The organism is Ruegeria sp. HKCCD6119 (assembly GCF_013110585.1).
Taxonomy (GTDB): Bacteria; Pseudomonadota; Alphaproteobacteria; order Rhodobacterales; family Rhodobacteraceae; genus Ruegeria.
The window spans coordinates 596,301-609,089 of record NZ_WVQV01000001.1; the positions used below are offsets into that span (position 1 = coordinate 596,301).

Sequence of the window (12,789 nt, forward strand, 5' to 3'; positions counted from 1 at the left end):
GAAGCGGGCGCTGACGCGCCTATTCCGCCGGTCGAAGGGGCGACATTGCAACCACGCTGGACGCCTTTGAGGAGCCATTTTTGCGCGGTGTGTGCAGTTGGGTCGACAATTCGGGCAGAAGCTCGAACAGCTCATCCCGCAGGCGGGTAAGTTGCGACCTGGCGATCGTCTCTTCCATTTCCACATCCCGCGTCCACTGGCGCAATTCGTTCTGGATGACCTGCGCCTCTTCCAGACGCTGTTGAAACAGTTCGATCTCTTCCTGTCGCTGTTGCAGGAATATCCGCGCGCGTTCGACCTGCGCATCGCCATAGGTCCGGGCCAGTTCCTGACTGATCTGGCTCATCTGCGCGGCCAGTTCCAGGATCTCGGGCTCGAGCGATTGCAGGTCGGGGTGCTGGCGCAGAAACCCCATACGTTCCTTGACGGCGTCAAACTCGGACGACATCATGAACAGCCCGCCGCGATCGGCGGCATGTGCCATTTGATACGCGTCCGCGATGTCATGCATATTGAGCGCAAAATTGCGGTGGTTGTTTTCCAGCGCCATCATTCGGGCATTTGCCGGCAGGTAAAACGCCAGCATGAGAATCAGCGCTGTCAGGCCAATCTGGATGAACATGCCGGCATCCTTTGCCGGTGCCTCGCCAAATCCGGCCTGCATCGAAAGCCAGGGCAATACGCCAAAAGCGGATAACAGTGTGGCTGAAACGGCCAATAAGGCCGCCAAGCAGATCAGGAAAAAAGTCAGTCTTAAAAAGGCATTCTGAAATTGCAATGTAATACTGTGGAGGGCGGCCATGATCGTCGAACTCCTTCTTCAAACCGGTACACACCGGGCCGAAGCGGAGGATAAACAAACAACTTAGGGCGATCCGCTGCGGACCCGAAAACTACAACTCTCAACTGCTCGAAATATAAAGATGATACTTAGATTTGTGTTTTCAATCAATTAGGTCTGAGCTTTTCGTGAAGTGGATGTCATCTCTGTAATATGGCCAAGCACGATGGAGGCCAGAATGCAGGCTGTGAACAGGTAGAGACCCCATGCGGTCTCAACGGTGGCGTAAGAGATGCCCTTGGCCAATGTGATGTAGAGCGCGATCAGGAAAATGTCCGCCATGGCCAGTTTGCCGAGGATATTGAGCGCAGGCTGGACGCGGGCATCCAGCAGGTTCCATTGGATCAGCGCGGTGCCGATGGTTTTGATGTAGGGGGCGAAGAGGGCGAAGATGGTGACGATCAGGGCGAGGAAAACGTCGGATTTCCAAAGCGACTGGAGGCCGGTGATGACACTGATTTCGCTGAGGCCGAAGATCGGCAGGAATCCTGCGCGCATTAGTGGGGCGAACCACGCGATGGGGTAGAGGATCAGGAGGGAGAGGGTGGCGAGCTTTAAGATTCAGATTCTCCGGATTTGTCTTCAATTTGTTTCGGTGGCGACGGCAGGCCAAGCGGTTCGTCCGTCTCGCCTTCAGCGATTGTGAAGATTTTTTTGAACAGGTCTACGACGGGTTCAAGGTTTCTTGCGCTCTTGCCAGCTACCGCAGTTACTTCTGTCACGCCGGCTAGCATTACATCTAGATCGCTAATCTTTTTGTTTATTTCGGCTTGAAGCTTTTCAAGGCGGTTCAAGAGTCTTCGCTTGTGTTTCTCTTCGAACGCATTAGAGGAACGAATTTTTTGCCGAGCTTCATTAATGTGCTCCTCGATTTCTTCGACTTGTTCCTTCGAGAGCCTAACGAGATGGTTTTCGTAGTCCACCAATACGCTTGTACTTCCTTTCTTGATTTTGAAGATAAGCTCCAGTTGTTGGATTTGTAACAGGGCTATGTCGCAAGCTTTTTCAACTGATTCTGCCTTGGACGGATCTAGGATTTGAATCGGGTGACCGACCAACTTGGCCAACTCCACAGTTTGCCCATAGTACTCGAACAAGCTTCCAGCGATTTCTAGCGCATGGCTGTAGTCTTGCGTAGGAGATAGGGTGCCTTCATTAAGTTCTTTAATTCGTGAAATTACAGATTCTAATTGCTCAAACGGATCCACGATATTCTCCTGTCATCGCACCGCCTCGATCGGCCCCTCTGCGCTCCCGCTGATGAACTGCTCCACATAAGGATCACCCGATGCATCCATCTGTCCAACGGGGCCGGTCCACTGGATCACACCTCCGTGCAGCATGGCGACGTTGTCGGCAATCGCGCGGACCGAGCTCATGTCGTGGGTGATGGTCATCGCGGTGGCGCCCATCTCGGTCACGATTTCGCGGATCAGATCGTTGATGACGCCGGACATGATCGGGTCGAGGCCGGTGGTGGGTTCGTCGAAAAAGATGATCTCGGGCTCGGCGGCTATGGCGCGGGCGAGGCCGACGCGTTTTTGCATGCCGCCAGACAGCTCCGCCGGAAAGCGGTCGGCCACGTCGGATTTCAGGCCCACGCGGCGCAGTTTTTCAATGGCGATTTCGCGGGCTTCCTCGGTTGGACGTTTCAGAGAACCACGCAGCAGGCGGAAGGCGACGTTCTGCCAGACGGTCAGTGAATCAAACAGGGCCGCGCCCTGAAACAACATCCCGAACCGGGCCAGAAAGGCATCTCGGTCGCCTTTGCTCGCGTCTTTGCCGTCCACATAGATCATGCCGCTGTCGGGTTTGATCAGGCCCAGAATGCATTTCAGGGCGACCGATTTTCCGGTGCCCGAACCGCCGATGATGACCATCGAGGTACCCTTGGGGATCTCAAGGTTCATGCCTTGCAACACGTGGTTGTCACCAAAGGCTTTATGTACGTTCTCCATCCGGATCATAGCGAGAAGAATACCCCCGTGAGAACGAAGTTTGCAGCCAGGATCAACACCGCGGCGGCCTCGACCGAGCCTTTTGTGGCGCGGCCCACGCCCTGCGCGCCACGGCCGGAATTCATGCCGTAGTAGCAGCCCATGGTGGCTGCGATCAGGCCGAAGGCCGCGCCTTTGACCAGTGATGAGACGATGTCGCGGGTTTCCAGGAAATCCACGGTGTTTTTAAGATAGGCCGCCGGGTTGAAGCCCAGGTTCTGCGTGGCCACGGTGTAGCCGCCGGCAATTCCGATGATGTCACCCACGGCCACCAAAGCAGGCACTGTGATCAGGGCGGCCAGAACGCGCGGGACGGTGAGGTATTTCATCGGATGCGTGGACAGCGTGACCAGCGCGTCGATCTGTTCGGTCACTTTCATCGTGGCGATCTCGGCCGCGATCGAGGATGTCACGCGCGCAGCAATCATCAGGCCGACCAGAACCGGGCCAAGCTCTCGCACCATGCCGATGGCGACGATCTGGGGCACCACGGCTTCGGCGTTGAAACGCGCGCCGCCGGCGTAGATCTGCAACGCCAGCGCACCGCCGGTGAAAATCGCGGTCAGGCCGACGACCGGCAGAGACAGCCAGCCGATGTTCAGCAGGGCCATGCCAAATTCGCGCGGATAGAAGGGGGGGCGCAGAATATGCGAAATCGCATCAAGCGCGAACAGTGCCACCCGGCCAAAGGCCGCAAGCAGGCTCAGAACCGTGCGGCCCAGACCTTCGAGCGCGGTGAGAGGGTTCATTCCACATAGCCCCGCGAGTAGCGATTGCCCATTGATGTGAGGATTTCATAGCCAATTGTACCTGCAGCTTCGGCCAGGTCATCGACGGTCTGATGGCCATTCAGGATACGCAGGCGTTCCGGGTCTTTGGGCAGGTCCGTGACATCCACCGTGATCAGGTCCATCGAGATACGGCCAACAACCGGGCAGGGCTGATTGCCGGCGAAGGCGTCGATGCCGCCCCCGATGGCGCGATGCAGGCCGTCTGCATACCCGGCCGCGACGGTGGCGATACGGGACGGCCGGCGCGCAACCCAGTTGTTGCCGTAACCAACAGTTTCGCCCACGGCCACCTTGCGCACCTGGATGACAGGCAGATCGACCGTGACAACGGGTTTGGCATCCGCAAAGGGCAGGCCGCCATACAGGCCGATGCCCGGGCGGCAGAAATCGAAATGGAACTCGGGCCCCAAAAGCAAACCGCCGGTCGCAGCCAGAGAACGCGGCGCGGCGATACCGTCGGTCATCTCGCGGAAGGTTTTCAGCTGCTGCCTGTTCATCGGGTGGTCTGGCTCGTCCGAGCAGGCCAGATGAGACATGACAACGGCTGGGTTCAGGGCCTCGGCCCTTGGGCGCAGTTCGGCCCAGTCGGCGGGTTCCAGCCCCAGCCGGTTCATGCCACTGTCCAGCTGAATGCCAAAGGGATGGTCGGGCAGGGCCTCCATATGGCGCTGATACTGCTCGCCCGAATTGATCAGCGGCGTCAGATCATTGGCGCGCAGAAGGTCTGTGTCGCCCTCCATATGGCCGGAAAAGACAAAGATCATCGGGCCGGGGCCAACCGCATTGCGGACAGCGGCGCCTTCTTCTGCGGCCGCCACAAAAAACTTGCGAACGCCTTCCTCGGCCAGCGTATCGCTGACGGGCCCGGCACCCAGCCCATAGGCATCGGCCTTGACCACGGCGCCGGTTTCGACCCCGGTTTTCGCGTCGAGCGCCCGCCAATTCCTGGCGAGCGCCTGAAGATTGATCGTCAAACGTGCAGTACTCATGGCACTGTTCATGACATTGCGCCGCTTAAGGTCAAGAGGGAATGGCGCATTTACCTGTCGGTTTATGTTGGTGTTTGGTCTGTTGTTACGGAAAACACCAAAAAACCAGAAGAAATGGCAGCATTCCGCCATGGTTGCAGGTTTTTGGGATTGTCTTCACGTCAAGGTTAAAGCGATCCTGAGAGCCGGATCGTTCGGTTCCGGTAAAGGCCGGGCGCAACGTCAACTCATGAGGGAGCCATGGATTTTTCTTCCGGTTTGACCCGGGACCCGTCAGAGATCATCCGTCTTTTTGCCGACGTTTTTTCCGCATCGGAAGGGCCAGAGGAAGGGGCGGCAATAGGTGCATTCGTACGTGAATTGCTCAACACCACGCCGCCTGAAGATATCCTTGTGTGCACGGCTCTACAGGATCACGAGCTGCTTGGCTGTGCCATCTTTTCCCGGATGACGTTTTCGCAGGATACGCGCAATGTGTTCATCCTGTCGCCGATGGCCGTGCAAACGGGCAAGCAAAAAACAGGTATTGGACAGGCGCTGATTACCTATGGTCTGGATCGCTTGCGGGCGGCAGGTGTGGACGTGGCACTGACCTATGGCGACCCGGCCTATTATTGCAAAACGGGTTTTGTGCAGATCACCGAGGATACTGCTCAGCCACCGCTGAAACTCAGCCATCCGCACGGCTGGTTGGGACAGGCGCTAGACGGTTTTGACCTGAAACCGCTGAAAGGCCCGTCGGGATGCGTTTCCGCGCTGAACAATCCATTGCTGTGGTAGGCGGGATCGGTTTATTCGCTTTGGTCGATGGCCTTGGTTCCACAGCCTAGAACAGGGCCTGATCTATGATCGCCTTGCTGTTCCGGACATGTCGGGCCACCAGCTTTTTCTGTCGCCTGCCGCTGGGGATATAAAAGGCAGGGTCCATATCCTTATTGCAGTCGAGACCCGGAAAAATCTGCAACAGCTCTTGCAACGCTTCGGGCGGAAGGGATTTGAGGGCTTCCGGGCCGGTGAACAGGCTTTCACTTGGCGCGCCTTCGGCAAGAAGAACCACGTGACGGTCACAGACAACGTGATGATAAACCACCTGCGTCGCATCGTAATCCACGTAAACGCCCGGCAGGTCTGTTAGTCGGATGGCCGAGACCAAAACGTCTCTTGTGTCGAACATGCGCTGCGCGATGTCCGATCGGACCAGCATTCTGTGCTGTCGCGAAACCGTCAGGTCTCGGCGGGGCAGGCCGTGCCCCAAGGCGCCGGCCGTAATGCGGACTGGGCGCAGTTCGGGTGATTTCAACAGATCGGCCTGGCGCAGGGACCGGGATAGAACAAGCCGAACGGTTGCCGAGCTGCGTTCGGTCGTCATCACCTTGTCACCGGGGCGGATATCCTGAACGCTGATTTCGCCACGGTCCGTCAGGATCAGGGTGTCCGAAACGAAACAGGGGGCGCCGGGGCTGGGATTGGGATCCTCAACAAAGTTGACCCCGTCCTTCGATGACAGAGACGCGGTATCGTCCGTGCCGTTGCTGCCGATCTGGGTAGAAGTCTGGCCACTGGCCGGCCCCTGTGTCGCAGTTACCTGCGAGTCGAAGGATACAAAGCTGAGAACCGAACCATTGTCCGAAAGAGAAACCGCCCCAAACCGGTTGATGCGCGCCGAAATCACGTAATAGTCGAACCCGCCCACGGTGGTCATCGTTCCGTTGTCGACATCCGTCGAACTGCGCACCGAGCCATTGGGGTTGTAAACATCGACCTGCAAGCCGGTAACGTCGGTTCCGGTCGGAACCCGGATTTCAATGAAATCTCCGTCCGGAGCAAAGTTCGGGCCGTTGCGATATCTTATTTCCGATATGATCGCGGGCAAATCAGTGGGTCTCCGGGCGGGTTTGGCGCGTTGGGTTGAACGTCACCGTCACGTTAACACCGGGCAGGAAAAACACCAAAGGACTTGGCGTTCAATATCTGGGGCAGGTGTTCTGCCCGCGATCAATAACCCTCGATTTCACCACCCTGTTGCCAAGGCTTGACCAGATTGCCAAAGCGGGTGAATTGGGCCTCGAACGACAACTCGACCGTGCCGATTGGGCCATGACGTTGCTTGCCGACGATGACCTCGGCCTTGCCGTGCAGACGTTCCATCGCCTGCTTCCACTCTTCCATCTTTTCCAGTTCGTGATCACCGGGCTTTTCGCGCTCTTTGTAGTATTCCTCGCGGAACACAAACATCACAACGTCGGCGTCCTGCTCGATCGAGCCGGATTCACGTAGGTCGGACAGCTGCGGGCGCTTGTCGTCGCGGTTTTCCACCTGGCGCGACAGCTGTGAAAGAGCAATGACCGGGATGTTTAGTTCCTTGGCGATAGCTTTCATGCCCATCGAAATCTCGGCGATTTCGTTCACCCGGTTGTCGGCCATGCCCCGGCAGAGCTGTAGATAGTCGATGACCAGCAAGTCCAGCCCGTGGGTCCGTTTCAACCGTCGTGCCCGGGCGGCAAGTTGCGAGATCGGCAAGGCAGGGGTGTCGTCAATAAACAGGGGACAGGCCTCAAGCTCTTTGGCCGCATCCACAAATCGACGGAACTCGGCCTCGGTCATGTCGCCCTGACGGATTTTGTGGCTGGAAATCTCCGAGGCTTCCGCCAGAACCCGGCCCGCAAGCTGTTCCGCGCTCATTTCGAGTGAGAAGAAGCCTACAACACCGCCATCGATCGCGCCTTCGCTGCCGTCGGGCTTTGTGCCACGCTTGTAGGCCTTGGCAACGTTGAAGGCGATGTTGGTCGCCAGCGAGGTTTTACCCATGGATGGACGGCCGGCCAGAATGATCAGGTCGGACGGGTGCAACCCACCCAATTGCTTGTCCAGATCGGCCAGACCGGTGGAAATCCCGGCCATGCCGCCGCCGCGCTGGTAGGCCTCGTTGGTGACGTTGACGGCTTCGGTGACGGCCTTGAGGAAGGACTGAAAGCCTTGCTCGGTCTGGCCCTGCTCGGACAGCTGATAAAGCTGCTGCTCGGCCTCGACGATCTGTTCTTTCGGCTCGCTCGAAACATCGACCCGCGCCGCCTTGTCCGAGATGTCGCGACCCAGCCGGATCAGCTCGCGCCGGATGGCAAGGTCATAGATCATCTGGGCATAGTCGTGCACCGCGAATGCGCTGATCGAAGCGCCCGCCAGTTTGACCAGATAAGCGGGACCGCCCAGTTCTTTCAGGCCCTCATCCTCGGCCATGAATGATTTGAGCGTCACGGGCGAGGCAAGCGCGTTCTTTGCAATACGGGCCGAGGCCACCTCGTAAATCCGGGCATGGACCGGATCATAGAAATGTTCAGCCCCGATGATCGAGGCGACCCGGTCGTACAGGTCGTTATTGGTCAGAATCGCGCCCAGCAATTGCTGCTCGGCCTCGATGGAATGCGGCATGGTTTCGGCATTCTGAATCTGTGCCGCTGCCTGCTCGATACTGCTGATCTCGTTCATTTTATCCCCGCTGCCCGTTCCGAGGTTCTACACGCGAAACGTCACCGCAAGCTATCTGGAAATACCTGTGGCTAACTTGGGGTAAAGCCTAGGGATAACTTTCCAGACCGCTTGGATGCCTGCATATGCATCGCTTATTATGTAGGAATTGTCGGAAAAGTCACCATATATCGTGGCGAACTGCCCGATTCTTCCGGGTTTATCCCCAATCCTTCCACAAGAGGTTTACGCTGGTTTATTGGCCTCTTGCCATCCGCGCGGGTCGTTCAGGAAAGCTTCGACAGCCTCAAGTGTTTCCTGATCAAAGGCTTCCTGTGCCTTGGCCTCGGCCAGAACATCCCACCACGTGCAGAGCGAGTGCAGCTTGACGCCATGATCACCCAGCGTTTTCTCGGTCTCGGGGAAGATGCCGTAGTAGAAGATGACGGCGGTGTGCCCGCAGGTGGCACCGGTTTCGCGGATCGCATCGACAAAGGACAGTTTCGAGCCGCCATCAGTGGTCAGGTCTTCAACCAGCAACACACGCTCGCCTTCGCTCATCGCCCCTTCGATTCGGGCGTTGCGGCCATAGCCCTTGGGTTTCTTGCGCACGTAGGTCATGGGCAGAGCCATACGCTCGGCGACCATAGCGGCAAAGGGGATGCCCGCCGTTTCCCCGCCTGCGATGTTGTCGAATGCCTCAAAGCCAGCATCACGCATCACCGTGACGGTCAGGAAATCCATCAGGGTCGAGCGGATACGCGGATACGAGATCAGTTTGCGGCAGTCGATATAGGTCGGGCTAGGCAACCCGCTGGCCAGCGTGAACGGTTCCCGCGAGTTGAAATGCACGGCCTTGATCTCCAGCAGCATCCGTGCAGTCAGGCGGGCGATTTCGGTGCTGTCGGGAAAAGAACTGGGGATCATGGCGCAAACCTCGGGGCTGAAAACACGTTGCGGGCTGATAGCCCGACCCTTGGGCTGGAGTCGAGAGGGATTGGGCAAAAGAAAAGCGGACCCCCAAGAGGTCCGCTTTTGCCCTTACGGGCGATGGGCAGCCAAGGTGGGCTTAACTGCTCATGTCATAGGCCCGCTCGCCATGTACCGAGAGGTCGAGGCCATTTGTCTCGGTCTCGGCGTCTACGCGAAGTGGCGTGATCTGTGCAACCAGTTTGACCAACACAAACGTGACAACTGCCGTAAAGGCACCCACGACAATCAGCCCGCCCAACTGAGCGGTCCAGGTTCCAAGGCCAAAAAGGGCGATCATGAGCGTGCCAAAGATACCGCCGACACCATGCACGGCGAAGACATCCAGCGTGTCGTCGATATTCAGTTTGTTACGCACGACGCTGACGGCTTCCTGACACAGAACACCGGCCACCGCGCCAATGATCAGGGCCTGAACCGGACCGACGAAACCCGATGCAGGCGTGATCGAGGCCAGGCCCGCGATTGTGCCGGTGACCAGACCGACCATCGAGGCCTTGCCAAAGCGGATACGCTCCCACAGGGCCCAGCTTAGCGATGCCGTAGCCGCGGACAGGTGCGTGACGGTCAGGGCCATCGCCGCTCCGCCATCGGCGGCCAGTTGCGAACCACCGTTGAAACCGAACCAGCCGACCCACAGCATTGCTGCGCCGACCATGACGTAACCGGGGTTGTGCGGCGGAGTGGTGCGGTTGCGGCGCGGCCCGAGGATGACCGCGACAATCAGCGCTGCCAGACCAGCGGTTTCATGCACCACGATGCCACCCGCAAAGTCGCGAACGCCGATCTCGCCCAGAATGCCGCCATCAGCCAGCATCCCGCCGCCCCAGATCCAGTGCACCACGGGCGCATAGCACAGCAGCATCCACAGCGCCGAAAAGGTCAGGACAAAGCCAAAGCCCACACGTTCGACATAAGCGCCAACGATCAACGCAGGGGTTATGATGGCAAAGGTCATCTGGAAAGCAAAGAACAGGATCTCGGGCAGGGTTCCGGCAAGGCTGTCAACATCGACGCCGTTGAGGAAGGCCTTGCCCAAACCACCCCAAAGCCCGCTTTCACCGGGTCCGAACGCGATGGAATACCCTGCGACCAGCCACAGGACGCTCATCAAACAGGCAATGGCAAAGCAATGCATGAAAACGCTGAGTACATTTCGGGCACGCACGAGCCCGCCATAGAACAGGGCGAGGCCCGGCACTGTCATGAAAAGGACCAACGCGGTTGCAACGATGATCCAGGCTGTATCGGCTCCGTTCATGGGCCATTCTCCCTTCCGAATGAGTGCGCGGATCCGTGGAAACTGGGCGCGGATCGGCGCTGCGTGAGCGGTGTGGGCTGTTTCAAGCCACCGTCGGTTGGAGAAAAAAGAGGCATGGCAAAAAAAAGCGCCTGTTTTGGCGGCCTTTTTTCAACTGACTTTAAAAGCAGCGGTTCTATTGGTCAGGTGCTGAAAGATTAGGCACCTGCGGAAAGGGCCGTATACAGCAGGGCCAAGGCGTGGTCACGCGCCGCGCGACGCACGGCATCGCGACCGGGTGCGCCGAATTCGACGGTTTCCACATGCGTCGGCCGCCCCTCGGCGGCCAACCCGAAACACACACGCCCTTCAGGTTTGAATTCGGACCCGCCCGGCCCGGCAATACCGGTGATCGCGACGGCAAGTTGCGCCAGTGAATTGCGCAGCGCACCTTCTGCCATTTCGCGGGCCACCTGTTCGGAAACCGCACCGTGCGCGTTCAGCGTTTCGGCCTGAACGCCCAGCATGTCCTGTTTGGCCTCGTTGGTGTAGGTGACGAAACCCCGATCCACGACGGCAGAGCTGCCGGGAATATCGGTCAGGGCCGCAGCGACCATGCCGCCGGTGCAGCTTTCGGCGGTGGCGATCATCACGCCCTGCGCCTTGGCGCGGTCCAGCAGGTCTGTCACGTTCATAGCCCCAGAACTCCGTGTGCGATACCTGCCAGAACCATCACTCCGATGGCTGCAAATATACCTGCAATCACGTCATCCAGCATCACGCCCATCGGATCGCCACGCCGATCGGCCCAGCCGACAGGGCCGGGTTTGGTGATGTCGAACAGACGAAAAAGGATGAACCCGGCAACCCAGCCGGGCCAGAGCGCGGTAATGTCGATTCCATGCGCCCAGGACGGATAGGAAATTGCCCAAAGCGCGATGAACTGGCCTGCGACCTCATCAATGACGATTTCGGATGGGTCGTGGTCATCCTGACCTTCGGTCATCACGCGTGTGGCCCAGAGGCCGCCGACAAAAACCGCAACCGTTGCGAGGGCCAGCAACGGGAAACCACCCAGCATGTGCAATACCCAGGCCATCGGCAGGGCCACCAGCGATCCCCAGGTGCCCGGGGCAGGGCGCAAATAGCCGACGCCGCCGACAGTCCCGATCATCTGTGCCGCGTTCATGCTTTCACCAGACAGGCTGTGGCCAAAGAGGCGATGCCCTCGCTGCGGCCGGTGAAGCCCAGACGCTCGGACGTTGTCGCCTTGACCGAAACCTGATCTGCACGCAGGCCCATGATTTCAGACATCTTTTCTCGCATGGCCACTGCGTGCGGGCCAATCTTTGGATATTCGCAGACCAGCGTGCAATCGACATTCGAGATGCGGTATCCCATCTGCCTTGCCAGCTCGACCGCGTGGCGCAGGAAAATCTCGCTGGCGGCGCCTTTCCATTGCGGGTCCGAAGGCGGGAAATGCTGCCCGATATCGCCCTGTGCCAGAGCGCCATAGATCGCATCGGTGACCGCGTGCATTCCGACATCGGCATCCGAATGGCCTTGCAGTCCGCGGTCATGCGGCACTTTCACACCGCAAAGGATCACATGATCCCCATCGCCAAAACGGTGCACATCGTACCCGTTGCCCAGCCTTACATCCATTTCCGTTCCCATTATGCGTTCCGCCCGGGCAAAATCCTCGGGTCGGGTGATTTTCAGATTGTCCGCATCGCCCGGTACGATGCAGACATCAAGGCCGGCGGCGCGGGCCACTTCGACATCGTCCGCAGCTTCGCCCGGATGGGCGGCGTGGGCGGCGGTGATGGCGTCATAGTGAAACCCCTGCGGAGTTTGCGCAGCGAACAGGTTGCTGCGATCCTGCGTGCCGGTCACGGCCTGTTCATGCCCAACCCACAGCGCATCCGTCACCGCCAGCCCGGGCGCCGCCGCCGGACATGTTTCCAGGGCATTCAGAACGTCGGTGATGATGCGGGGTGTGACGCAAGGCCTTGCAACGTCATGGATCAAAACGCGCTGTACGTTCCGGCCGGCCAGTGCAGCCAATCCATTGCGCACCGATCCCGCGCGATCCGTTCCGCCCGAAGCCAGGATCAGGTCGGTTTCACGGAATTCTTCCCATGCGACGCTGTCTTCGTCGGACAACACCAGAACAATGTGATCCATCTGTCCGCGAAAGCGCTCGATCGTCCAATCGGCCACCCGCCGGCCCGCAAGGCTGCGCCATTGTTTTGGCACGCCACCCCCGGCGCGCGACCCGCGACCGGCGGCAACTATGATGGCGGCAGTTGTCATATGTGCGCGCTCTCCTCGTGATGGGCATTGTTTAGGCGGCGGTGAATGCAGAGGCAATCACCCATGGTCATGTGATTAATAATTAGGCAAATGATGATTTTGCGGGCTTGCTGCATGCCGATTTGTTGTTCATATGCGCAGAAAACGATATCAAAACCAC

Annotated in this window: 16 protein-coding genes; 3 read left to right on the forward strand and 13 right to left on the reverse strand. The window is 58.7% G+C overall.

Features of this window, described 5'->3' with window-relative positions; genetic code table 11:
* Positions 1 to 19 precede the first annotated feature (19 nt).
* Positions 20 to 622: a DNA repair protein gene (locus GS611_RS03055; RefSeq protein ID WP_253284946.1), complete on the reverse strand. Its 603-nt coding sequence runs from the start codon at positions 620 to 622 to the stop codon at positions 20 to 22.
* Here GS611_RS03055 and GS611_RS21085 point away from each other — a divergent pair.
* Entirely contained in the window at positions 615 to 770 is a 156-nt protein-coding gene (locus tag GS611_RS21085; RefSeq protein ID WP_253283784.1) for a hypothetical protein, read from the forward strand. The two genes, GS611_RS03055 and GS611_RS21085, sit on opposite strands and share 8 nt — an antisense overlap.
* Positions 771 to 952: 182 nt before the next feature.
* Here the strand turns inward: GS611_RS21085 and GS611_RS03060 are convergent, their stop codons facing one another.
* The 5 genes from GS611_RS03060 to alr are packed head-to-tail and all read right to left on the reverse strand — an operon-like array spanning position 953 to position 4,618.
* On the reverse strand, positions 953 to 1,402 hold the full coding sequence (locus GS611_RS03060; RefSeq protein WP_171633814.1) for a paraquat-inducible protein A: 450 nt from the start codon (positions 1,400 to 1,402) through the stop codon (positions 953 to 955).
* Positions 1,396 to 2,049: a hypothetical protein gene (locus GS611_RS03065; protein WP_171632059.1), complete on the reverse strand. Its 654-nt coding sequence runs from the start codon at positions 2,047 to 2,049 to the stop codon at positions 1,396 to 1,398. Before GS611_RS03065 ends, GS611_RS03060 begins: the two co-directional genes overlap by 7 nt.
* A 12-nt stretch (positions 2,050 to 2,061) precedes the next feature.
* Complete coding sequence (locus GS611_RS03070) at positions 2,062 to 2,808, reverse strand: ABC transporter ATP-binding protein (RefSeq protein WP_171167850.1); 747 nt, start codon at positions 2,806 to 2,808, stop codon at positions 2,062 to 2,064.
* Positions 2,805 to 3,587, reverse strand: a complete 783-nt coding sequence (locus GS611_RS03075; RefSeq protein WP_171632063.1) for an ABC transporter permease — start codon at positions 3,585 to 3,587, stop codon at positions 2,805 to 2,807. Before GS611_RS03075 ends, GS611_RS03070 begins: the two co-directional genes overlap by 4 nt.
* Positions 3,584 to 4,618 (reverse strand): alanine racemase, encoded by a 1,035-nt coding sequence (gene alr, locus GS611_RS03080; protein WP_171632066.1) that lies wholly within the window; start codon positions 4,616 to 4,618, stop codon positions 3,584 to 3,586. Before alr ends, GS611_RS03075 begins: the two co-directional genes overlap by 4 nt.
* Here alr and GS611_RS03085 point away from each other — a divergent pair.
* The gene (locus GS611_RS03085; protein WP_171632069.1) at positions 4,617 to 4,880 is read left to right on the forward strand and encodes a hypothetical protein; all 264 of its coding nucleotides are present in this window, start codon (positions 4,617 to 4,619) and stop codon (positions 4,878 to 4,880) included. The two genes, alr and GS611_RS03085, sit on opposite strands and share 2 nt — an antisense overlap.
* Positions 4,859 to 5,398 (forward strand): GNAT family N-acetyltransferase, encoded by a 540-nt coding sequence (locus GS611_RS03090; RefSeq protein ID WP_171632071.1) that lies wholly within the window; start codon positions 4,859 to 4,861, stop codon positions 5,396 to 5,398. Before GS611_RS03085 ends, GS611_RS03090 begins: the two co-directional genes overlap by 22 nt.
* 46 nt (positions 5,399 to 5,444) lie before the next feature.
* On the opposite strand, the gene GS611_RS03095 is transcribed toward GS611_RS03090, so the two are convergent.
* The 7 genes from GS611_RS03095 to GS611_RS03125 form a co-directional block, all read right to left on the reverse strand.
* Positions 5,445 to 6,491, reverse strand: a complete 1,047-nt coding sequence (locus GS611_RS03095; protein ID WP_171632074.1) for a Hint domain-containing protein — start codon at positions 6,489 to 6,491, stop codon at positions 5,445 to 5,447.
* Between the two features lie 122 nt (positions 6,492 to 6,613).
* Positions 6,614 to 8,104: a replicative DNA helicase gene (locus GS611_RS03100; protein ID WP_152458159.1), complete on the reverse strand. Its 1,491-nt coding sequence runs from the start codon at positions 8,102 to 8,104 to the stop codon at positions 6,614 to 6,616.
* A gap of 225 nt (positions 8,105 to 8,329) precedes the next feature.
* On the reverse strand, positions 8,330 to 9,010 hold the full coding sequence (locus GS611_RS03105; RefSeq protein ID WP_171632077.1) for an orotate phosphoribosyltransferase: 681 nt from the start codon (positions 9,008 to 9,010) through the stop codon (positions 8,330 to 8,332).
* A gap of 142 nt (positions 9,011 to 9,152) precedes the next feature.
* Entirely contained in the window at positions 9,153 to 10,334 is a 1,182-nt protein-coding gene (locus GS611_RS03110; RefSeq protein WP_171632079.1) for an ammonium transporter, read from the reverse strand.
* Positions 10,335 to 10,531: 197 nt separating this feature from the next.
* Positions 10,532 to 11,008, reverse strand: a complete 477-nt coding sequence (locus GS611_RS03115) for a CinA family protein (RefSeq protein ID WP_171632082.1) — start codon at positions 11,006 to 11,008, stop codon at positions 10,532 to 10,534.
* A complete protein-coding gene (locus GS611_RS03120) occupies positions 11,005 to 11,502 on the reverse strand; it encodes a phosphatidylglycerophosphatase A (RefSeq protein WP_171205028.1) in 498 nt (165 codons plus the stop codon). Before GS611_RS03120 ends, GS611_RS03115 begins: the two co-directional genes overlap by 4 nt.
* Positions 11,499 to 12,629 carry a bifunctional 2-C-methyl-D-erythritol 4-phosphate cytidylyltransferase/2-C-methyl-D-erythritol 2,4-cyclodiphosphate synthase gene (locus GS611_RS03125; RefSeq protein ID WP_171632085.1) on the reverse strand — a complete coding sequence of 377 codons (1,131 nt, stop codon included), beginning with the start codon at positions 12,627 to 12,629 and terminating at the stop codon, positions 11,499 to 11,501. Before GS611_RS03125 ends, GS611_RS03120 begins: the two co-directional genes overlap by 4 nt.
* Positions 12,630 to 12,789 lie beyond the last annotated feature (160 nt).